General features: G+C 56.4%; 14 protein-coding genes. 4 read left to right on the top strand and 10 right to left on the bottom strand.

The genetic code is table 11. The annotated features are described in order from the left end of the window. Positions 1 to 159: 159 nt before the first annotated feature. Positions 160 to 4,635: an S-layer homology domain-containing protein gene (locus PEH01S_RS23215; protein ID WP_127488310.1), complete on the bottom strand. Its 4,476-nt coding sequence runs from the start codon at positions 4,633 to 4,635 to the stop codon at positions 160 to 162. 490 nt (positions 4,636 to 5,125) lie between these two features. Here PEH01S_RS23215 and PEH01S_RS23220 point away from each other — a divergent pair, with 490 nt between their 5' ends. Next, positions 5,126 to 6,265 carry a response regulator gene (locus PEH01S_RS23220; RefSeq protein ID WP_127488311.1) on the top strand — a complete coding sequence of 380 codons (1,140 nt, stop codon included), beginning with the start codon at positions 5,126 to 5,128 and terminating at the stop codon, positions 6,263 to 6,265. Between the two features lie 98 nt (positions 6,266 to 6,363). After that, the gene (locus tag PEH01S_RS23225) at positions 6,364 to 6,726 is read left to right on the top strand and encodes a response regulator (protein ID WP_025845283.1); all 363 of its coding nucleotides are present in this window, start codon (positions 6,364 to 6,366) and stop codon (positions 6,724 to 6,726) included. 61 nt (positions 6,727 to 6,787) lie between these two features. Here the strand turns inward: PEH01S_RS23225 and PEH01S_RS23230 are convergent, their stop codons facing one another. The 8 genes from PEH01S_RS23230 to PEH01S_RS23265 all read right to left on the bottom strand — a co-directional run bounded on the left by PEH01S_RS23230 (position 6,788) and on the right by PEH01S_RS23265 (position 17,722). Next, positions 6,788 to 8,011 carry an N-acetylglucosamine-6-phosphate deacetylase gene (locus tag PEH01S_RS23230; protein WP_127488313.1) on the bottom strand — a complete coding sequence of 408 codons (1,224 nt, stop codon included), beginning with the start codon at positions 8,009 to 8,011 and terminating at the stop codon, positions 6,788 to 6,790. 25 nt (positions 8,012 to 8,036) lie between these two features. Next, entirely contained in the window at positions 8,037 to 8,801 is a 765-nt protein-coding gene (locus PEH01S_RS23235) for a glucosamine-6-phosphate deaminase (protein ID WP_127488315.1), read from the bottom strand. A gap of 49 nt (positions 8,802 to 8,850) precedes the next feature. Then, positions 8,851 to 9,855 (bottom strand): LacI family DNA-binding transcriptional regulator, encoded by a 1,005-nt coding sequence (locus tag PEH01S_RS23240; RefSeq protein ID WP_025845278.1) that lies wholly within the window; start codon positions 9,853 to 9,855, stop codon positions 8,851 to 8,853. A 328-nt stretch (positions 9,856 to 10,183) separates the two neighbouring features. After that, entirely contained in the window at positions 10,184 to 11,266 is a 1,083-nt protein-coding gene (locus tag PEH01S_RS23245) for a sensor histidine kinase (protein ID WP_084159407.1), read from the bottom strand. 17 nt (positions 11,267 to 11,283) lie between these two features. After that, positions 11,284 to 13,032, bottom strand: coding sequence for an ABC transporter ATP-binding protein (locus PEH01S_RS23250; protein WP_127488316.1), 1,749 nt, complete (start codon positions 13,030 to 13,032; stop codon positions 11,284 to 11,286). 184 nt (positions 13,033 to 13,216) lie between these two features. Next, a complete protein-coding gene (locus PEH01S_RS23255) occupies positions 13,217 to 13,759 on the bottom strand; it encodes an AAA family ATPase (RefSeq protein ID WP_127488318.1) in 543 nt (180 codons plus the stop codon). 118 nt (positions 13,760 to 13,877) lie between these two features. Beyond that, positions 13,878 to 17,099, bottom strand: coding sequence for a bifunctional cytochrome P450/NADPH--P450 reductase (locus tag PEH01S_RS23260; RefSeq protein ID WP_127488319.1), 3,222 nt, complete (start codon positions 17,097 to 17,099; stop codon positions 13,878 to 13,880). A 50-nt stretch (positions 17,100 to 17,149) separates the two neighbouring features. Then, positions 17,150 to 17,722: a TetR/AcrR family transcriptional regulator gene (locus PEH01S_RS23265; protein ID WP_025845271.1), complete on the bottom strand. Its 573-nt coding sequence runs from the start codon at positions 17,720 to 17,722 to the stop codon at positions 17,150 to 17,152. 253 nt (positions 17,723 to 17,975) lie between these two features. Between PEH01S_RS23265 and coaA the strand changes: the two genes are divergently transcribed. Both coaA and PEH01S_RS23275 read left to right on the top strand, forming a co-directional pair. Next, positions 17,976 to 18,896: a type I pantothenate kinase gene (gene coaA / locus PEH01S_RS23270; RefSeq protein WP_025845269.1), complete on the top strand. Its 921-nt coding sequence runs from the start codon at positions 17,976 to 17,978 to the stop codon at positions 18,894 to 18,896. A 398-nt stretch (positions 18,897 to 19,294) separates the two neighbouring features. Continuing rightward, complete coding sequence (locus PEH01S_RS23275) at positions 19,295 to 20,635, top strand: TrkH family potassium uptake protein (RefSeq protein ID WP_025845268.1); 1,341 nt, start codon at positions 19,295 to 19,297, stop codon at positions 20,633 to 20,635. Between the two features lie 18 nt (positions 20,636 to 20,653). On the opposite strand, the gene PEH01S_RS23280 is transcribed toward PEH01S_RS23275, so the two are convergent. Continuing rightward, on the bottom strand, positions 20,654 to 22,012 hold the full coding sequence (locus PEH01S_RS23280; protein WP_164827997.1) for a S41 family peptidase: 1,359 nt from the start codon (positions 22,010 to 22,012) through the stop codon (positions 20,654 to 20,656). Between the last annotated feature and the right edge of the window lie 216 nt (positions 22,013 to 22,228).

A 22,228-nucleotide genomic window follows, 5' to 3' on the forward strand; every position in this document is an offset into this window, starting at 1 on the left:
GTTTTTACGAACAGCGTACCACTGTTGCCTTCGTTTAACAACCGGTAACGGAACTTTTTTTTCGAGAGGCTGCAAGGGAATGGAAATACGCCCGGCTTAAAGGATCCGGGCGTTACTTCCGTTCAGGCGAAAAATGTTAAATACGCCCGTTCTGCTAAATTATTGCACATCGTCCGCCATGCTGCTCTTCCAAGCTTCGCTGCCGTCGCCATTCCTTACGGATTCATGCGAAACGGTTGCTTCCTGCACATCGCCGAAGCCCCAATGGCTTTCCGCAACATCCGGGAACTGAGGGGCAGCCCCTTTCAGCGGACCGCGATACAGCATCCGGTTAATCATCGTCACCGCTTCGATCCTGCGGATGCTGTCCGCAGGCTTGAAGGTTCCGTCCTCGTATCCGGCAAGAAACTTGCCGCGGTACAGCGCTTCAACCGCATTCCCTGCCCAGTGTCCTTGGACATCCTTAAAGTGGTTCTCGCCGGATGCGCCGGCATCGAGGCCCAGGAAGCGCGCCATAACGGAGGCCAGCTCTCCCCGGGATACTTTAGCTTCCGGACGGAAGCTGCCGTCTTCGAAGCCGTTAAAGTAGCCGTATTTCGTTGCAATCTTAATGTAATTCGCCGCCCAATGGTTCTCTTGAACATCGGTATACGCAAGAGCGTCGGTTACCTTTGCATTTTCTTTCATTCTCGCCACAATCGCCGCGAGCTCCGCACGGGTCAGAGCATTATCCGGGTAAAACTTGCCGTCCGGATAGCCTAAAATATAACGCTGATGCTTCAAATTTCCGTAGCGGTCGGAAAAGACCTTCATTTTGACCGCAGAGTCGGCCTTCGCAGCGCTTGATGCGTCTCCTTCGACCGTGAACTTTCCTTGAATGTCGAACTCCGCGTCCGCTGCGGCGACCGCCCCCCATTTCAGCTTCAGCTTGTAGCTGCCCGCTTGGCCGGCCGACAGCTTGCCGACCTTCCACGTAACCGTGTTTCCGCTGACGGTACCGCCGTCCGCATCGATCACTTCCGCTCCTGCCGGAATCGTTACGGTAACTACTCCCGCATCCACCGAGAACACGGACTGGTTCTTATAATCAACCGTAATCGTCGATTGCTCGCCTTCTTTGACAAGATTTTTATCCACGGACAAATTCAAGGTAACGCCTGACGTTGCAGACCCGTAGTAAAATCCGCCGCCGTAGGAAGTGGATGACGTGCTGCTCACCGGAATTTGCCGGATCGCGAAATCGAAGGCTACGATATCTTGCCCGACATGAATAATGCCGTCCTTAATGTAGCTGTCCGAGCCGTTTGCTGCCGGCGCGTTCGGTTTCGTTACCAGCGTGCTGTAATCGTTGTACCCCGCTTTGGTAGCGACAATATAGTAGTCTGCATTCGGATACACCATCCAGGCGTACTGTCCGGTCGCATCCGACAGCTGCGGGTTGTGATTCTTATTCGGCGCAAAATCCGGCAATTCAGGCAATTCGACAGGCGTGTGCGGCGTACGGCCGTTTTGCTTGTTCAGCTCCGTATCCGCCCAATACAGCTTCACGCTCACTCCGTCCACCGGCTTGCCGGAAGCCTCGTCGGTAATCGTGCCGTAAGGATCGATCAAGGAATAGACTACGCCCAATTCCCCGTTTTGCTTCACACGAACGGTGGCCGACGGTCCCGCCAGCACGGCGCCATTCGGCGCTTTCATTTGGTACGAAATTTTGTACTCGCCGCCCGGCACCTTCTCCAATTCAAAGCTTCCGTCGGCTTTCAGCGCCAGAGTCGATTGGAAGTCGTTTCCGTTGATGCCTTGGATCAGGGCGCTGACGTTGCCGCTTCCGAACAGGCTTTCCGGCGTCTGCTGCACATTCGAAGCGGAAGGTGCGATAAACAGTTGACCGCTGATTTTGTTCGCGGAATCAATTTTTTGGCCGGTCGCATTCAGTTGGCCTACGACTGCCGTTTGTGTGCTCTTTAAGGTGACCGTCCGGTTTCCAAGCTGTACCGGCGTTTGAATATTCATCGTATAAGCAAAGTTGCCCCGGGGTACCCCGATTCGGTAAGAGCCGTCTTGTGCGGTAGTTACGGTCGAAGTGAAGTCGACGATGCCATCCCCGTTAAAATCGGCGGTAACCGAAACCGTTGCCCCTGCCGCCGGCTTCCCTGTCACCTGATCGATCACGATCCCTTGGACAGCCGCAGGCATGTAAGTCACTTCTACGCTTTGCTGCTTCGACAAGCCCGATTTCGGATCTTTCGCCGATACCGTGATTACTTCGTTTAGAGGCGAAGTCCCTTGAAGCGCCGGCGCAGTATATTCGATAGAAGCAATTCCTTGCTCATTCGTGGTGGCCGTTACATCGTTCATCGTATTTCCGAAGTGGAACGTAACCGGTACGCCGGCGACCGGAGTTCCGTCAGCCGATACGACGCCTGCACTCAACGTCACTTTGGAATTGCCGTCTCCCGGAATCGAGTCAGGCGATTTGTTCACCGTCAAGTTGAACGGCGGTTCTTGCTCTTGCACCACGATCGTTTCCGTTGCGGTTTTACCGTCGTAGGTTACGGTAATCACGGCCGTTCCCGGAGCTTTGGCCGTAATCACGCCATTCGCATCAACCGAAACGATATCGGGATTCGAGGAAACGTAGGTTGCTTGTTTGGTGACGTCTTTTATGCTTTCGTCCAAATAAACCGCTGTCGCCTGCGTCTGATGAACGCCGCCCGGTACAAGCGTATAGTTGGCCGGAGTTACTACCAGATCGCGCAGCGTCGTAGTAGTGGCTCCCGTTGCGCCGGAAGCCGGTGATTCGATTCCGTTGCTTACGGCGCTTACCGTAAAGTTATGGGCTGTTCCCGGTTGAAGTCCCGTTACCGTATAACGGGTATCGGTTACCCCGGAAGCAATCAGTTTCCCGTTGTCGTAGATGTTATAGGACTGAGCGCCCGGAACCCCATTCCAACTCACCGTTGCGCCCGTGGATGTCACATTGTCCGTTGCGACCCCAGTCGGAGCGGCGATAGGTACTGTGACGGAAGCTTGCAATGTTTTTCCGTTGTAAACGGCATAGATCACCGTCGTTCCTGCTCCGACAGCCGTAACAAGTCCGCTCGGACTGATGGTGACTACGTTGTTGTTACCCGAGCTGAATACGGACTGATTCGTTACTTCGACTTGGGTTCCGTTCGAGTATACGGAGGAAACGACCGTTTGATGCGTAGTGCCGATCGGCAGCGTATAGCGCGTGCTGTCCAACGCAAGGCCCGCCGGAGTCGGAAGCGTTACGCTGTTGGTCGGCGCGGATTCCATTACGCCGTTCTCGTCAACGACTACCGCTGTCACGGTAAATGTCGCAAATTCTCCCGGCGCAAGACCGGTTACCTGGTAAGCGGGGCCGCCGACATTCGTCGCGTACAACGCTCCGTCTTTATACAGATTGTAATACGTGGCGCCGGTCACGGTATTCCAGGTAAGCTTGTTGGCCGTCTCCGGCGTCGTTCCGGCTTTCAGATTCGTCGGCGAAGCCGGAATGGCAACGGTAACGTAAGCGCCTCCGACCATCACCTTGGCCGTCACTTCGCCCGAAGGCGGGTTGCTTCCGAAATCCAGAATCGTCGTTCCCCGGCCGCTGCCGTCCGAAACCGTATCCGGGTTCGTCAGCGTGCCCTGTGTCGACGCAAAGCGGATCGGAGCGTCCGAAACCGGATTTCCCTCGACATCATACGGGGTGGCAATGACTTGGAATTGGCCCGGCTGCCCTGTCGGCACCGTATCGACGGTTACTTTCGTCGGGGCCTGCTTGTATTGATATTTCGTCGTATCGATCGGGGCCAGCTCGTTCGTGAAATACCATGAAATGATATCGTGTCTCTCGAAAGCGCCGCCCGTTGCCGAGGTAAATCCCGCGTAAACCCCCGGCTTCCCTTTGAAGATGTCGGCCAAATCGATATTATCGACATTGAGCGCAGGAGTCGCCGGTCGCGCTTCCGTCTTGCCGATATATACCTTGACGTTTTTGTCGGCTCCGTTGTAATCGATCCACGAATAATAGTCTGTTCCGTTGGAAAGATTTATGCCCTGCGAATTCAGGTAGCTGCCTGCCGTATACCAGCCGGGCTTCGTATTGCTAACGTCGCCGTTTACGGCCAATCCGATATAGTTGTTCGACGGATCGGTATCGTTTTGATAAGTATCGTATTTCACCGCAAAGCTGGGCTTGATTCCGCCGTAGCCGATTCCTTGGCCTACCGATCCCGCGCTGTTGGATTCGGCTTGAATCGTAAAGGTAATGCCGTCGGCCGGAGAACCCGAATTGCTCTCGTTCAACCGGAATTTAAAAAACGTGCTGAACGAGTAATTATCGCCCGGCGCAATAAGCTTTTTGTTAAACGCGGTGCCGAACTTGTTGGTCACTGCCTCGGTTAAACGCAGTACCTTACGGTTTTGATTATCCGTGGCCACTTTGGCAGTGCCGTTTAACGAGAACAACGCGAGTTGTTTCTCATTGGAAAAATCGTCATTCTTGTAGGTAACCCACTTCACGCTGTCTTCTGCCGCTTGAGCCCGCAGGGCCGGCTGCAGCAAGGTTACCACCATGGAAATCATGAGCAGCCATGACATCCATTTCGATTGGTGCCGTTTCATCGTTTCCGCTCCTTTTTCATCATCTCTCTCTTGAATAGCGATCCAACGATCTTCTCGTTTTTTGTCCGCGCCTCCCCTTCATTCGTTTTAAAGAACATTTTCGCTCACTTTATCAACCGTTTCTGAACAAAAACTGAACACCTCTCGACATTAAATCAGATCGTTCGAGCAAATTCGACCAGATTATGGCTGAGTAGCGAGTGAAAAAGCGGTAAATCGGTACTTTTTCCTAATTGGCCCAAATAAAATTTTGTGAAATAATTAACATTTTTTCGTTTTAAAATTCAGAAGGGGACGAAATTTTGATATGATTAAGATAGGAAAACGGCGGGTTCTCTGCCGTCCCGTTCGAATGGATTTTTTGCCGAGCAAGAAGGATTTTGACGAATAGATTACTTTTGCATACAGAAAGAGGAGGGCGCGGATTTGCCACTCAACTACACGACTACGGGGTCGGGTTTGCCCGGTTTGCGCAAAGCGAGGTTTGCCGATGATTCGGATCATTCTTGCAGACGATGAAGCGCTGGCTCTATTCAGCTTGCAAAAGCAGCTTGAGAAGCTGAACGGCGGCGTCATTGTGGGCGCCTACCCGAATGGAGGGGAAGCCGTCGAGGCGGTGCTGCGCGAGAAGCCGGAAGCCGTCTTTTTGGACATCGACATGCCGGAGATGAGCGGTTTGGAAGCAGCCGAGATCATCATGTCCCGCCTGCCGGAAACCGAGATCATCTTTGTGACGGCTTACGAGAAATACGCGATCAAGGCTTTCGAGCTGGCGGCGATCGATTATTTGCTGAAGCCTGTCTCCACGCAAAGGCTCGCCAAAACATTAGCCCGGCTGTCGCAGGCCAAAGCCGCCAAAACCGGGCTGGACCAACCCGCGGTCCGCCCGTCAACGGGGACGAAGGAGCAGGTTACGATCCGCTGCTTTCAGACGCTGGAGGTCGACACCGGCGAATCCGGGCCCGTGCATTGGCGAACGAACAAAGCGCAGGAGCTGTTCGCCTACTTCGTTCACCTCAGGGACCAGCCCGTGCGCAAAGATGCGCTGCTGGAGCTGTTCTGGCCGGATATCGATCCGAAGAAAGGCTACACGCAGCTCTACACCACCATCTATCAAATCCGCAAAACCGCAAGCGCCATCCATCCCGGCATCCGGATCGTCAGCGGAGACAAAGGGTATCGGCTCGAGCTGAATGAGGTCGACGTTGACGTGCTGATTTGGGAAGAGGGACTGCAGACGGCTCCGCCGCTCAGCGAGCATACGCTCGCGCGGCATCTGCAGCTGCTGGAATTGTATCGCGGCGACTACTTGGAGGATTGCGGCTATTGGTGGGCGGAGAACGAGCGGGAGCGGCTGCGTATGCTGTGGTACCGGCATGCGATGCGCGTCGCGGCTTTTCTGGAAACACAGGACAATGCGGCGGAAGCCTTCCAGCTCTATTTCCTTATTCAGCGCAGATTTCCATTCACCGAAGAGGTGTACTGGGCGCTGATCAAGCTCTTCACATCTATCGGCGACCGGGTGTCTGTGGAACGGCAGTACGAGATGCTGTCGCAAATGCTGTTCGACGAATTCGGTACGAAGCCGGCGAGAACGCTTGAGCAGTGGTACCGGGAGCGGGTTGTTTAAAAAATGTTCAGAACCTTCGCCTATACTCAAGAGGCTGTTTCTTCGCGTGCGGTGCAGGCACGTGCAAGAAACGTAGTTTCTTGAGGCGGTGATACCATTTGGCCAAAATTATGGTCGTAGACGATGCCGCATTTATGCGGATGTTTATGAAGGATATATTGGAGACGGCGGGACACGAAGTCGTATGCGAAGCGTCCAACGGAAGGGAAGCGATTGAGAAGTACGCCACTTTTCGTCCGGACCTCGTCACGATGGACATCACCATGCCGGATATGGACGGCATCGAAGCGTTGAAATTGATTATGGAGCGGGACCCTGCGGCACAAATCATCATGTGCTCGGCGATGGGGCACCGGGAGATGATTCTTGAGGCGATCCGAAGCGGAGCGAAGGATTTTGTCGTCAAGCCGCTTCTTGGCTCGCGGGTGCTGGACGCCGTCGACAGGCTGCTTGAGGTCTAGTGTCCGAACAGAAAAAAGGAGGCTTGAATTTTGAATTGATGCCTCCTTTTTTTCTATGTCCTTATGTCCGGGGCACGATCTCTCCACGCCGCTCCGGTCCGACGAGCCGGCCCCGCTTATACACCGCCTGCACATCCAGCTTGCCCGCCTCGGCGTTCCAGCGGAACGTCACCACATCCGCAGCCTGCCCGATTTCCAGCGTACCGATTCCCGCGCACCCAAGCAGGCGCGCCGGCCTGTCCGTCGCCATCGCTACGGCCGTCGCCAGCGGGGAGCCTGTCATCTGTGCGAACCGCCCTACGCAGTCCGCCAGGCTGACCGCCGATCCGGCCAGCAGGTTCGGATTGTCCACCATATGCAGCCGGCCCGATGGCAGCAGCTCGACCTCGCCGCCGACATGCGTGCGGTAGGTGCCGGGCGGCAGGCCTGCCAAATGGACGGCATCACTGACAAGCAGCAGCGTCTCGCCTTTCACTTTGTGCATCACGTTCACGACGGAAAAGTGCAGATGATGTCCGTCGCAGATGACGCTGGCGGCAAGCCGGTCTTCCGCCAGCTGCGACCAAATATAGTGCGGATGGCGCGGAAGCTGCGGGTGCGCTCCGTTCCCGAGATGCGTGCTCATTCGCGCCCCCGCCTCCACAGCGGCCGCGATGTGATCGTGATCGGCCGCCGTATGGCCGATGCTGGCAACGACGCCCGCCTCCGTCAGCTTGCGGATAAATTCCGCCGCGCCCGGGCGTTCCGGCGCCAGCGTAACCAGCCGGATGCGGTCCCCCGAAGCTTCCTGCCATGCGCTGAACTCGGCCCAGTCCGGATCCCGCACGTGCTCGGCCGGATGGGCGCCCCGAGGTCCGTTTTCGCCGGATATGTAAGGCCCCTCCATGTGAATGCCTGCCACGGCGGAAGCCGTCAGCTCATCCTGCTCGCAAGCGAGCCGCACCGCCGTCATGCAGTCTTTCATTTGCTCGAAGCTCGCCGTGATCACTGTCGGGCAGAAGGATGTCGTACCGGAAGCGAGTACCGCGCGAACCAGCCGCTTCACGGTCTCCACCCGCTGGTGCATATCGGCCCCCGTCAGGTTGATGTCCTCACCCCCGTACCCGTTGATCTGCAGATCGACGAAGCCCGGAGCGATCCAGAGCTCGTCAGGTCCTGCCGCGGCTTGACCCGGGCTTTCCGTCTCTTCCATCAAAGCAACGAAGCCCCCGTTTGCCACCAGCCGGATCCGTCTCCCGGTATCCGCCCGCCTTCCTTCGATTATCGTCGTGTTGGGATCGGTCATTTTCGTCCCTCCTTGGGTTACACCGCTATTGCGCCGCAATGCGGGAAGCGCTGGCGAAATCCAGAAACATATCGCAGCGGGCCGACCGTCGCAAGATCGACGCCGGGCACGCCGAGTCGACCGGACCGAACAGCGTCCGATGCACCGCGTCGCTTTTGCGCTCGCCGGGCACCGTGCAAATGATATGTGAAGCCGATACGATGGACGGAATGGTCAATGTCAGCGCTTCGCGCGGCACCGCATCGAGCTGCGGGAAGCAGCCGTCGTTGACCTGCTGCTTGCGGCTCGTCTCATCCAGTTCGACCTTCTTAATGCGGACGGGGTCGTCGAAATCCGCCACATGAGGATCATTGAAGGCGATATGCCCGTTCTCGCCGATTCCGATGCAGGCAATATCGATCGGGTGCCGCTCCAGCAGCTCCGTATAACGGGCGCACTCTGCCGCAGGATCGTTCAAACCGTTCAGCGCATAGAATTCCAGCGGCGTCCGGAATGCAAACAGCTCTGTCCGCAAATACGCCGCAAAGCTCTGCGGGGCCTCGGTCGGCAAGCCGACGTATTCGTCCAGATGATAGCAGCGGATGCGCTCCCACGCGACGGAATCCATGGTCCGCAGCGAACGCAAAAATTCGTTCTGCGACGGAGCGGAAGCAAAAACGACCGCGGCCGTCTCTTTCTCCCGCAGCGTCGTACGGATCGCTTCCGCCAGCCGCTGCGCCGCCGCTTGCCCCATGCCTTCCCGGCTAGCGTAGGCCTCGACGGTCACCTGTTCGATCTTCCATTGCTTCATATCCTCATCCTCCATTCGTTGGGTGCAGTCTCAAGATTCAAGATTTAGTTCAATTCGCCGCCGTCCGCACGGATGACCGCACGACGAGCTTCTCGTCGAAGACGATCCGCTGCGGCGGAGTATCCGGCCCGCCGAAGATCCGCCCGAACAGCGTACGCGCCAACGCTTTGCCTGCCTCGTAGGTTGGAATAGAAACGGTCGTCAGCGGAAAAATCATCAGGTCGATATCGTCAAAGCCGGTCAAGGACATCTCCTCGGGAATCCGCAGGCCTTCGCTTTGAAAAGCTTTGACGACCCCCAACGCAACCACGTCGTCGAAGCATATAAGCGCCGACGGCCTTTCTTTCATCGCGATCAGCTTCCGGCCGATCTCTACCCCGTCCGCGAGCTCTTGGGCTCCCTCAAAGGTAAACTCTGGCCGCAAAGCAAGCCCGTGCGCCGACAAAACATCCCGGCAAGCCCGAAGGCGCTCCCGAGACGCTCTGGATGTAGGGAGTCCGGCAGCGAAGCCGATGCTGCGATGGCCCCGTTCGAGCAAATGCTCCGTCACCTGCCGCCCGCCGTCGTAATCGTCGAACTCGACATACGAGCTGTCCAGCCCCGGCACGCTTCCAAGCAGGACGAAAGGGACGGACTTCGCTTTCAGATCGAACAAGTGGTCGAACGTCACCTCCTCCAGCAGCGGCGCAACGATCAGGCCGTCCACCCGTCTGCTCAGCATGGCTTGAATCTGCTCTTTTTCGGTGTGATGATCCTCGAAGCTGCTGCATAGAAAAACCGTATAGCCGTATTCGCCCGCAACCTCCTGGACGCCCTTGGTCAGCTTGCTGTAGAACGGATTGGCGATGTCCTTGATGACAAGCCCGATCGTTTTCGTATATTTCGTCGACAACCCCCGGGCAATCTCATTCGGAACATAGCCGTACTGCTCGGCCGCCTGCAGCACCTTCTGTCTCGTTTTCTCGGAAAATCCGTCCTTGTTGTTCAGCACGCCCGATATGGTGCTTTTGGCGAGACCGGTCATTTTCGCCAAGTCGCTAATGGTAAGCTTCACGATCCGCACCCCCTCATTTGAACCGGTTCAAATTTTATTTATAGTAAAAGGAAATGCTTGAACAAAAACATTTCCAATATGAAAATAAAATAAATTGAACCGGTTCAATTTCCTGTATTATATGTCCTCGCCGCTCGTCCTGTCAAGCTGTGGTAAAGCGGGCACAGCGAATATCGGCGCAAAAAAATCGAGGAGTAACCCGAAGCGGCACTCTCGATTTTTTTCATGTATTATAATCGCCACAACAAGCCGATGGCAGGTAAAATTCCCATTTGGTCATGCGCTAACCATTCGACAAAACGTTGTTATTCCCCCGAGCATCAACCGCTCAAGGCAAAGCCGGCAGCCTGACGGTAAACGTCGTTCCCTCGCCGGGAACGCTCTGCACGGCAACGGAGCCCGTATGCATCTCGACAATCCGCTTGACGATCGCAAGCCCGAGCCCGCTCCCTCCCGCGTTTCGGTTGCGGGATTTGTCGGCCTTGTAGAACCGCTCGAAAATATGGGCCGCATCCTTCTCGGAGATGCCGATCCCGGTGTCGGTAACGAAGACGACCGCCTGCTGACCGTTGCGCTTAAGCCGAACGCCGATCGTCCCGCCGGCCGGGGTAAATTTGATGCTGTTGTGCAGCAGATTGAGCCACACCTGGCTCAGCAAATCTTCGTCAGCCTCGATGCTGACGTCTTCCAGCGATACATCCATGTCGATTCCTTTATCGTGCCACTGCGGCTCGCACGCCAGAATGAGGCTGCGCAGCTGCTTGTCGAGCCGGTACCGCCTCCGCTCGAACGGATGGTGGTCGGATTCGAGGGAGGTCAGCTTCAGCAGGTTTTCGCTCAGCTTGGACAGCCGGGCGCTTTCCTTTTCGATGATGCCGAGATAATGCATCCGTTCTTCCCGGCTGAGCTCGTCGCTTTGCAGGATGCGGGCAAAGCCGCCGATCGACGTCAGCGGCGACTGGATTTCATGGGAGACGTTGGAGATGAACTCCTGGCGCATTTTTTCCATCTGATTGAGCTCGACGGCCATGTGGTTGATGCTTTCGACGAGCTCGCCGAACTGGCCCGGGACGCGCTCATCCGAGGGAATGCTGACGGTAAAATCGCCTTTGGCGATCCGCCGCATGGCATCGATCATCGGGCGGAACATTTCCATGCGCTTGTCGCGGAAAATAACTCCGATCGTCCCCATAATCCCCATGCTGGTAACAAACGCCACCAATTGGGTAAACAGCTGGCCGACATAATCGGAAGGCCGGCTTCCCAGCGCATTCAGCAAATAGCGAATGAAGAAATACGCGGCCGACCAGCTCGCCAGCGAAAATAAAAGTAAGAGGCAAATACCGAAGAGACTTTTCAAAAATCGCCATCCGCTCCGCGGTCTTCGGCTCACCCGATGCTGTACTTCCACTCCCGTCCCTCCTACGTTTAAACCGGTTCTTGAATACGAAGCTGCTGCGCAGCGAATTCGCGGTACAGCGCATGCGTTTGGAACAACTGCTCGTGCGTGCCGATGCCCGTTACTTTGCCTTTCTCAAGAAAGACGATTTGGTCCGCATCCACCACGGTCGACAGCCGGTGCGCAATGACCAGCGTCGTCCGTCCCTGCATCAGGTTGTTCAGCGCCTGCTGCACGACGATTTCCGACTTGCTGTCCAGACTGGAGGTCGCCTCATCCAGCATCAGAATTTGCGGGTTGCGCAGCAGCGCCCGCGCAATCGCTATTCTCTGCCGCTGTCCCCCGGACAGCTTGATTCCCCGTTCGCCGACTTCCGTCTCGTAGCCGTTCGGAAGCTCGTGAATGAACGTATCGGCATAGGCCATACGCGCCGCCTGCTCCAGCTCTTGATCCGTCACGTCATGCGGCAAGCCGTAGCAGATATTGTCGCGGATCGTCCCGGCGATCAACGGGCTTTCCTGGGAAACATAGCCGATGCGGCTGCGCCATGACGGCAGCGAGTACTCATGGATCGGCTCGTCCCCGAGTTTGATGAAGCCCTCGGTCGGCGGGTAGAACCGCTCGAGCAGCGCGAACAGCGTCGTTTTTCCGCTGCCGCTCGGTCCGACGATGGCTGTCACTTTGCCGGGCTGAATCGTAAAGCTGACGTCGTCCAGTATCGTTTCGCCGTTTTTATAAGCGAAGGTCACGTGTTCGAGCATCAATGGCCGGCCTGCGTTATCAAGGGGCTTGCCGGAGGCATGATCTTCTTCCCCGAGCTCCAGCAGCGCCGCGATTCGTTCCGTCGCTCCGACCGCCTTTTGAAACTGGGTGAAGAAGGTCGTAATTTGCGTAATCGGAAGCACGAATTGAAACAGATACAGGATGAACGCGACCAGATCTCCCGCCGTCAGCGTGCCGGAAGCGACCCGCGCGCCTCCGTACCCGATAATCACCACAAGCAGCAGCATCAGGATGAAAAAGATAAGCGGCCCGACCCACGCCGACACGATGCCTTCCTTCAAGCCAAGCCGGAACAGCTTCTCAATGCCCGTCCGCCCGTTCCGGTATTCGGCCGTCTCCGCATTCGAAGCCTTCACCAGCCGGATCTCCGACAATACCCGGCTGATCACCGCCGTAAAACCGGCCGTTTCATCCTGCAGGCCGACCGAAATCTTATGCATCTGTCTGCCGAGCGGGGTCAAAATCAGGATGGCCAGCGGCACGACGATCAGCATCATCAGCGTCATTCGCCAATCGAGATACAGCAGAACCGCAATCGACCCGACGACGCCCAGAATCCCGGTGAAGAAGCCGGTCAAATGCTCGCTGATCAAGCCTTTGACGACGCCGGTATCGTTGGTCATCCGGCTGATCGTTTCCCCCGTCTCATGATTGTCGTAGTAGGAGACCGGCAGAGCCAGCAGCTTTTTCCACAGCCGGTCCCGCAGAGAGGCTACGACCTGCTGCCCCGCCCGGTTGAGCAGATACACCCCGATGCCGCCCGCAAGCGCCTGCCCGACGAAGGCCGCCCCCATCAGCACGATCTGTGTCAGGCTTAAGGAGGTCAGCGAAAAGCTGTCGACCATATTTTTCGTAAACAGCGGAATCGCCAATCCGACCAAGGTCGAGATAATGCTTAGAAACAGCGCGGCGGCCAGCAGAGCCTTGGAAGGCTTCGTTTCCCGGACCAGCCGGATCAATTGCCGCCAATTCGCTGATTTTTTCGGATTTGACATATGTATCCCAACTCCATTCTATTTTCCTATAACTCTCTTCCGTTTGACAATCTGTACTTTACGATACTTTTTTAAACGGAATATTAACGGAAAAGACTGGAACCCGGGGAAATGAAAAAAGCCTTAACCCGCCGAAAACATCGGGTTAAGGCCGCCGCGTAGACGGCGTCGTATCGGCATCGGCTCAGACGGACGCTGCTTCCGCGGAGCGTCTCATGATCTCGCTCACCGTCTCTTCCGGAGTCAGCTCGGACGTATCGAGCCAGAGGCCGATTTTCGGCGTTTCGTTATGCAAAATACCGTTCAACCCGGCAACCGTCCACAGTCCGTAGCCTTTCTTCCCCCTGGCCGCCTCTCTGGCGGCAACCGCCTCCTCGCCGGGCGCCAGCACGACGACATAAAGCGGACGATGCCGGATGAAAGAGACAAACTCTTCCAGCATCGGCCCGATGACGACGTCCTGCACGACGACGGTGAAGCCGGCATCGGCATACGTGTCGGCTGCGGCGGCCGCCAGCCGGTACCGCAAACGCAGCTGACGGGTCGCCTCCTCCGAGGCGTCGGGAAGCAGCTCTTCCCGCCCTTTGACGATCATCCTGCGGAACGTGTCGCCGCGCAGATGAACCGCCCGGTCGAATTGCTCGGCCAGCAGCTGTGCGACCGTCGATTTGCCGCTCGCCATCACTCCGGTGATTAGATAAATAGCTGCGCGTTCCTTAGGTTTCATGCGAATGCCCCTCTCCCCCGAACTTCATATGCTTTCAGTGTAACATCCGCGTGAACCCATCATTAGGGACAGTTTGAATAAAACGGTTTGCTCCGGTCCGAACAGCGCCTACGAGCAGCTACTTGACCAGGGCGACGCGATTTTCCGGGTGTACGTGCGCCCATCCTTCTTTCGCGTAACGCCCCTCCGTCCGCAGGCGCTCCAGCCAAGCTTGCGCTTCCCGCTCCCCTGCTCCGCGCACCGTCCGGTAGGCTTGTTGCAATGCCGACTCCACCTCCGCGATCGCCTGAGCGTCATCCCCGCATACATAGATGCACCCTCCCCCATCAAGGATGTTCATCAAATGGGAGGCATGGCGTTCCAGCAAATGCCGTACATGGCGGCTGCTTTTCCCTTCCGCATCGGAAAAAGCTCGATGAAGGGTAACGACATCCTCCCTATCGTACTGCTCAAGCTCCTCGCGATAAATCGAATCCGCTTCGCTGCGGCATCCGATATAAAGATGCGCCTCGCCCAGCGCAACTCCTTTCTCGCGGATAGCGGCCCGCGCCTGTAAAAAGCCGCGGAAAGGCGCGGCCCCCGTCCCGGTCCCCACCATGATGATCGGCGTCGCCGGATTTTCCGGGAGCCGCAATCCGGCTTCGGGCGAACGGATGAAGATCAAGATTTCTTCCCCGGGCCTGCTCCCGGCCAAGGCATTCGATGCCGTGCCCCGGTATTCGCCGCCCCCGCTCCAAGCGCGGGCCTGCACAACGTCTACGGCAATACTGACCTGCCGGGGACTGACCCGCGGGGAGCTCGTTATGAAGTAGTACCTCGGCTGGAGAGGAGGCAGCAGTTCGATCAGCCTTTCGAACGGCAGCTGGCAAGCTTCATACTTTTCAAGCAGGTCCAGCATCGAAATGCGCTTCTTCAGGATCTGCTCCTCGTAGTCGCTCGCCTCAGCCATCGCTTCCAATTCGCGCTTGTGCGGAGGACACACCGTATGCGCCGCAAGCTCGCGCAGCTGCTCGCGGGTAACGGGCTCCTGCAGCTCTAAGCACCGGCTCAGCAGCTCATGGATACCGACCGGGCGGTTCAGCGGGAGATGCGTCGGGCCGTTACCGTTTGTCGCCGAAACCATCAATTGATCGCTCCCCTTCAATCCGTAACGCCGCAAAACCCTGCCGACAATGGCCTGGCTGTTGCTTGGCAGCACTCCGAGAAGATCCCCCTCCCGGTAGGCAACCCCATCCGGCAACGCGATCTCCAGATGCCGCGTACTCCGGCCGCTGCCGGCCATCCGGAGCTCGCGGTTATCCGCCACCGCAGCGTAAACGGCATCATAGACACGGGCAAGCGGAATCCTTTCCAAGCCGCTGACCATTCGGACTTGAACGCCGCTTTGCTTCTTCTCTGCGTTGTCTCGTTCCAGTCCAAAAGCATGCCTAAGGTCGGACCAGAGGCGGACCCGCCATTCATCGAGCTGCTTCTCGAAGTCGCCGCCGGCATCCGCCTCGCCGCGTACCGAGAGTCTCGCCGCTCCCTTCCGGGCCAACTGCTCGTCGATCCACCGCGGCACGTCCTGATACGTGTTGGACCAATTGCGGTCCCCGCACCCGAATACGGCGTAGCGAACGCCTCGAAGCTCGCCCGGCTGCACGCCTTCCAGCCATTTCACAAATTCGCGCGCATTGCCAGGAGGCTTGCCGTTATAAGACGCGGTGACGATGAGCACCGCCACATCCTTGGGCAGCCCTCCGATCCACTCGTTCAGCGGCGCAGCCTCGCTTCGGAAGCCTTGTGCCCGCGCGGTATCCGACAGCTCGCGGGCGATCCCTTCCGCCGTGCCTAAATTGGAACCGTAAAGCACGAGCAGAGACGTCTTTTCCGCCCCTGCAAGCGGACGGTTTGCCTGCTGCTCGCTTGGCTCCGCTTCGACGGCTTGGGAATGGGCTGGTGTTTCCGGTCCCTGAACTGTGGGGCTTGCCGTCTTGCGCCGCGGCCGTACGCGGAGATGAAAATCGCCCGGTTTGAGCGTCAAAGTTTGCTTCACGTCCAACTGATAGTTCGTATGATCCACCAGCTCAAAATGCCGGAGAATCATGCCGAGAACCAGCGTCGCTTCGTGAAGCGCAAACTGCATTCCGATGCAGGCCCGTTGACCGTTACCGAACGGCTTGTAGGCATGGGCGGGAATGCCGCCGGGATCTGCGAACCGTTCGGGACGGAATTCGTCCGCGTCCGCGCCCCAGGCGGCTTTGTCCCGGTGAAGCTGCGGCAGGAGAACCCCGATGCCTTCTCCCTTGTGAATGCGGTACTTTCCTCCAATGACCGTATCTTCCTTCGCATAGAGCTCGAATCCCGGGGCCGTTGGCCACAAGCGCAGCGATTCGTTTAATATGAGCCGGATGTAATGGAGCTGCAGCACCTGCGCATACGACGGAAACGAATCCGTCAGCACCCGGTCCGCTTCCAGATAAGCCTTCTGAAGCACATCCGGATGCTTTATCAAAAAATATAAAGCGAACGATAACAAGCCGCTGGTCGTTTCGTGTCCGGCGATCAAGAACGTGATGATCTGATACCTGATATTTTCGTCATCCAATTTCTCGCCTGTCTCCGGGTCCTTCCCGTTCAGCATCCGGGCCAGCAGGTCGATTTCGCCCCGGTCCCCGCTTGCCTTTCGTTCCCCGATGATTTTGTCCACGAGGGAAAACATCGTTTGAATATCTTGGTTAAACTGCTGCCTCGTCCGCACCATGAACAGGTTTAGAATTTTCAAGCGCCCGCTTTGCATCATGGCTTCGTTCAGAGCGCAGACCATGCTGTTAATAAAAGGGCTTGGCGTTTCGCGATAAAAACTGTTAAAGCGGTAATTGAAGCCGCACAAGCCGATCGTATCCAGCGTAAGCCGGGTCATGTCTTCTGCGACATCGATGCTTTCATTGGGATTGAGGCGGGCCCATTTTTGAATCAGCTGCGAGGCGATATCGACCATCATCGCATGGTACCCTTTCATCGCCTGCTGGCTGAAGGTAGGGAGAAGAATACGATGGGCTTTTTGCCAATTCGGCTCATCCGTCCGGCTTGTAAACAACCCGTCTCCGCCAAAGGCGCGCACATTCTCCAAGTCGCCTTTAATGCTTTTGTCGAAGCGCGATTCGTCGCAGACTTCCGCCACCAGTTCATGCCCGGACACGACGATGCTCGAATAACCGGGAATCGTTAGCCGGTAAATGGGACCGTACTCTTCCGCAAGCTTGCACATCGAAAGAGTCGGTTTCTTGCTGTCGATCAAAGGTAAATTTCCAAGGAGACCGTAAGTTCTGGGCTGAGGAATCACTCCCGCTTCACTCATAACGCGCATCCTCCCGAATCAATTTGCCTTGCCGAGCCTTTTCAGCCTGCTTACGGCTTGCTTGCTTTAAAACCGTGGTACAGCGTCTCGAGAACAAGCGCCGCCGCCGATTTTTTGGCCACGTGGCCTTCATGAACCTGCTGCCAGGTGACAAAGAGGAGCGAGTACAGCACGTTCAGAATCCATTCGCTGCTCATATCCTGCCGGAAATGGCCTTTGCGCTGCAGCGATTGGATCATGTAACGCAGCGGTTCCTTCAGCTTCTCCTCGGCCGCGGACATCTCGGGGTTGTAATTCAGCGAGGTTTCATGAGCGAGAAAATAAATTTTGTCCCCAAGCGGAATCAGCGCTTCCATCAGCTGCGAAATATAGGTTTCGCTCGATTCCTCGTCCAGCGGGATCCGGCTTATCGTCTCTCCCACCACCTGCGCCGCTCTTAGCCCCAGCTGCAGCATCAGCTGCTCCCTGCTCTCCACGTACCGATGCAGGGTGGCAATACCGATGCCCGCGTATTCGGCAATCTCGTTCAAGGATGCCGTAGGCTTCTCGACCAGGAGCTCCGTAGCCGCATCAAGAATGGCATGAAGCCTGAGCTCTCTTGTCGCCGATCTGGCCGTTCTCATAACCCCGCCTCACCTCCAATGAAATTGATAGTTTTATCTATCATTTGATACCATTATAAACCATTAAATACCCAAATTCAACCAAAAAACCGTGCTGCTCACGGCTTAGATGATGCTATGGATATGGGATTAGCCCGCCTTTGCTCCGAACCGGCTTGTTTTCGGGAGTAACAAACTAGTGAAATCGCCGCCGGGTCATGCTATGATATGAAAATGCATTACCACTAAACCATTTTATTACAGCGAGGTTCCGATGAATCCGTACTCCCTCTATTATGAATTCGATCGTCAGGCGTGGTCCGGACTGCCCGCTACCGCGCCGCTTCGCATTACGCCGGAAGAGTTCGAGCAGCTCAAAGGCTTGAACGACAGAGTCCCGTTTCAAGAGGTCGAAGAAATTTATCTTCCCCTGACGCGGTTTCTCGATCTGCTGGTGGAGAACGCCAGGACACTTCACCGCACGTCCGCTTCGTTCCTGCAGAACGGCGCCGAACCGGTTCCGTTCATTATCGGCATCGCCGGGAGCGTGGCCGTGGGCAAAAGCACGACGGCGAGGCTGCTGCAGCTGCTGCTGTCGCGGTGTTCGGAGCACCGGAACGTGGAGCTGATTACGACGGACGGCTTCTTGTTCCCGAACCGCGTGCTCGAGGAACGAGGGCTCATGAAGCGCAAGGGCTTCCCGGAAAGCTACGACATCAAAAAGCTGCTCCGGTTTATCCGCGATATTAAAGCGGGCAAGCCCGTCGTCCATGCCCCGGTCTACTCGCACTTATCTTACGATATCGTACCGGATGAGGTAGAGACGATCCGCCAGCCCGATATTTTGATCGTGGAAGGGATCAATGTCCTGCAAGTCGGGAAGCAGTCCCAAGTGTTCGTCAGCGATTTTTTCGATTACTCGATTTATGTCGACGCGAAGGAAGAAGACATCGAGCAGTGGTACGTCGAACGGTTCCGGATGCTCCGCGAGACGGCGTTTCTCAATCCGAAGTCGTACTTCCACCGTTTTGCCGAGCTGCAGGGCGAGGAGCTCGTCGCAACCGCTTCCGGGATCTGGAAAGACATCAATGCCGTCAACCTGCACGAGAACATTTTGCCGACCAAGGGACGCGCGAAGATGATTCTGGAAAAAGGGGCGAACCACGCCGTACAACGGGTATTCGTGCGGAAATGACACGGCAAAAAGCCGCCCCCTCCCCGCAGCGGCGCCGAACTGCAACGCCGAAACGGCGTAAGGCGCGGCATTCAAGGAAACGGACGGCTGTGCCGTCACAGGTCCGCTGCCCTTAAAACTCGCTCGCGTCCGCAAGATGTCCACCGTAATCGTGGAACCGGTTACGAAGCCGCACTCGTCGGACGCGAAAAACAGAGAAACATTCGCGACTTCGCCGATCATGGCCTCAAGGCAGCTCGGGTACGTCCGGACGCCGCCGGAGCCGGAATAAGCGGCAGCCTCCCCGGCCTTCCGGGCGATTTTTTCCCCCGACGCATAGTGAAATCCGCATTGTACCATGCTATGATATGGAAAACCATGACAACATCCGTGGGAAACCTGATCTTGAGGTGAATCCGGTGCGAACTCCGGCCAAATTTATAAAAGTAACCCCGCCGCGCGTATTGGCGGGGGGCTTTGCTCTCATTATCATCATCGGCTCCCTTCTGCTGACCCTGCCGGTCGCATCTGCGGACGGGCAGTCCATGAGATACATCGACGCTTTGTTTATGGCAACGTCGGCCACCTGCGTCACCGGGCTGATCGTTGTTGATACCGGCGTTCATTTTTCGTTATTCGGACAGATCGTTCTGCTGCTGATGGTCCAGTTGGGCGGACTCGGCTTCATGACGATGGCCACCTGGTTCACGCTGGCTTTGAAGCGCCGGGTCTCGCTGCGGGACCGTCTTTTATTGAAGGAGTCGATGAACCAGGACAATATTGACGGCATCGTCCGGCTGATCATCCGGGTATTCCTCTATTCGATGACTATCGAAGGGGCCGCGGCGCTTTATTTTATGCTGCGTTGGTCGCAGGAGATGCCGCTCGGGAAGGCCGCTTATTTCGGCGTGTTCCATGCCGTGTCGATCTTCAACAACGCGGGCTTCGAATTGTTCGGCGGATTCCGCAGCTTAACGCCCTACGTCAACGATCTCGGCATCAATCTCGTTTCCATGGTGCTGATCTTTTTCGGCGGCATCGGGTTTGTCGTTATCTCGGAGCTGATCGAATTTCCCAAGAAACGCAAGCTGTCCTTGCACAGCAAGGTCGTCTTGTCGACGAACGGCATTCTGGTGCTGACGGGCGCCGTGCTCATCCTGATCTTCGAATTCACCAATGCGAAGACGCTGGGCGGCATGCCATGGGACACGAAAATCGTCGCCTCCTTCTTCCAATCGATGACTTTGCGCTCCGCCGGCGTCAACACGCTCGACATCGCCGAGCTTCGGACCGCCACGCAGTTTCTGATGATCGTCATGATGTTCATCGGCGCGGCTCCCGGCTCCACCGGAGGAGGCATCCGGCTTACGACGTTCGCGATTCTCGTCGGGGCTTTCGTGGCGATGCTGCGCGGCAAGGAAGACGTCGTGCTGTTCCGTCACCGGCTGCCTGCGAAGGACATTTACAAAGCCGTCACATTCACGCTGACCGCCGTATTCTTCCTCGCCTTCGCGACGATGCTGCTGTCCACCTTCCAAGACCAGGATTTTCTGAAAATCCTGTTCGAGACGACCTCGGCCTTCGGTACGGTAGGCCTCAGCATGGGGTTGACCGCCGATCTGACGTTCGCCGGCAAAATTCTGATGATTTGCGTCATGTTTATCGGAAGAGTAGGACTCGTGACGCTGGCGTTCGCCTTGCAGCCGAATCCGAAAAAAGAGCTGTACCGCTACCCGGAAGGGAAAATCATCATCGGATGAAGACGGACTGGCCTTCCGCTACGATTTCAGCAGCTCGATGGCTCTCGCCAGCACCGGGTCCTTCCCGGCTTGAATATCTTCGTTGCGGATCAGCACTTCTTCGTCCGGCTTCAATCCGACCCGCTCGTAAACTTTGCCGTCGGCAGCCTTATATTGCTCGGCGCTGAGCATGACGATCCATTCGTTAGGCAAAATGTTCATCAAGACATCGGAGTGGATGCCTCTTGTCGTTTCGCCGATCACTGTCACCCGGTCGATCTCCTTCAAGGACATCGTTGCAATCTCCGCGGCGCTGGCGGTGACCTCGCTGGTCATGACGACGATTTTATCGGCCGGGATGCTCTCCCCCTGAGGCTTGATATAAATCGGCGTCGGCGCCAAAAATTGTTCATGGCCGCCGCTTCTCGCCTGCTTCGAAAACGCCAGCTTCTTCTGATCGGCAAACCGGTTCGCAAAAGCCACCGCAAAGGCGTCCGACCCGCCGCCGTTAAAGCGCAAATCGATGACGACACCGCGACTCCCGGCAAGCTCCTTGGCCACATCCGCCAACGCCGCGTCGATTTTCTTCATGTCGAACTCGCCAAACCCATTCATGTCGATATAACCGATGCCGTCTTTCGTTTGGCCGTATTGAAGCTGGTCGTTCAACCGCTTTTGAAGCGGTCCATTCAGGTAGCCGAGGATATTTTTCCGCATGGTCTCTTCGTTCTCGTTATAAAGCTTCTCCCGCTCGCTCTCCTCCCGCGAAACCGTGGTTGTCGTGCCCGAAAGAATCATCGTATGTCCGTCGTTCAGCTTTCCGATCATTTCCTTAAACAGAAGACGAAGCTCCTCCTCGGACGTCTGCTCCGTTACTTTAGGCCGATACTCCTCGTACACCTGCTTCCAATCCACTTTGGCAAGCTCGAACAAACTGAAGCGTTCGTCGAAAATTTGCCAGAGCGTTTCGAAGTTTTGGATCGGATCTTTGGTAAACGCGTTGATTTTTACTTTCGGCAGCTCGTCGATTTTCTTATACCGTTTCACGGCCCCGGTTTCTTCCGTTAAAATCCCGTTCTGAAAATGACCCAACGGCGCCCTTTTCCAAAGAGTGGTATTCAGCAGCGGATTGCCGTGAAACTTTTCAACATAGATGACGCCGTCCTTCTCGATTTGCCCGTAGGCAAAGGGAAGCAAGCTATCCTTCGTAAAGTTATAAACGATGACGTTCTCGCCGTCCATTTCAAGGATGTAATTGTATCCCTCCGATTGCCACAGCTCGCGCTTCGATGGATCAATGTGCGGAGGCGTGCCCGTCTTAGCCTTCAAATAGACAAACGCGCCTCCAACGCATAAAACGACAAGGATACCTATCGAAACCGCCATTTTCCTCCACATAGTTTCTCCTCCTTTTCCCCAATCCCCAGTATTCTGGGAATCGAACCATATTATTATATTTTTCCGATAACTATTCCTAACCATCATTCCGCCTAGGCAAAACAAAAAAACTCCCGAGATCGAATAATCGATTCTCCGGGAGAGGGGATTGCAGCTCTATCGGTGGTGCAGCGCGCCGATCAGCTCGATCATCGCCAGGACAGCCAAGTGAGCCGG

Source organism: Paenibacillus ehimensis NBRC 15659 (assembly GCF_004000785.1).
Taxonomy (GTDB): domain Bacteria; phylum Bacillota; class Bacilli; order Paenibacillales; family NBRC-103111; genus Paenibacillus_G; species Paenibacillus_G ehimensis.

Bases quoted from the DNA above. Each gene is read 5' to 3' on its own strand.
- PEH01S_RS23215 (WP_127488310.1), bottom strand. From the start codon at position 4,635: ATGAAACGGCACCAATCGAAATGGATGTCATGGCTGCTCATGATTTCC.
- PEH01S_RS23235 (WP_127488315.1), bottom strand. From the start codon at position 8,801: ATGAAGCAATGGAAGATCGAACAGGTGACCGTCGAGGCCTACGCTAGC.
- PEH01S_RS23265 (WP_025845271.1), bottom strand. From the start codon at position 17,722: ATGAGAACGGCCAGATCGGCGACAAGAGAGCTCAGGCTTCATGCCATT.
- PEH01S_RS23220 (WP_127488311.1), top strand. From the start codon at position 5,126: ATGATTCGGATCATTCTTGCAGACGATGAAGCGCTGGCTCTATTCAGC.
- PEH01S_RS23260 (WP_127488319.1), bottom strand. From the start codon at position 17,099: ATGAGTGAAGCGGGAGTGATTCCTCAGCCCAGAACTTACGGTCTCCTT.
- PEH01S_RS23250 (WP_127488316.1), bottom strand. From the start codon at position 13,032: ATGTCAAATCCGAAAAAATCAGCGAATTGGCGGCAATTGATCCGGCTG.
- PEH01S_RS23280 (WP_164827997.1), bottom strand. From the start codon at position 22,012: ATGTGGAGGAAAATGGCGGTTTCGATAGGTATCCTTGTCGTTTTATGC.
- coaA (WP_025845269.1), top strand. From the start codon at position 17,976: ATGAATCCGTACTCCCTCTATTATGAATTCGATCGTCAGGCGTGGTCC.
- PEH01S_RS23230 (WP_127488313.1), bottom strand. From the start codon at position 8,011: ATGACCGATCCCAACACGACGATAATCGAAGGAAGGCGGGCGGATACC.
- PEH01S_RS23255 (WP_127488318.1), bottom strand. From the start codon at position 13,759: ATGAAACCTAAGGAACGCGCAGCTATTTATCTAATCACCGGAGTGATG.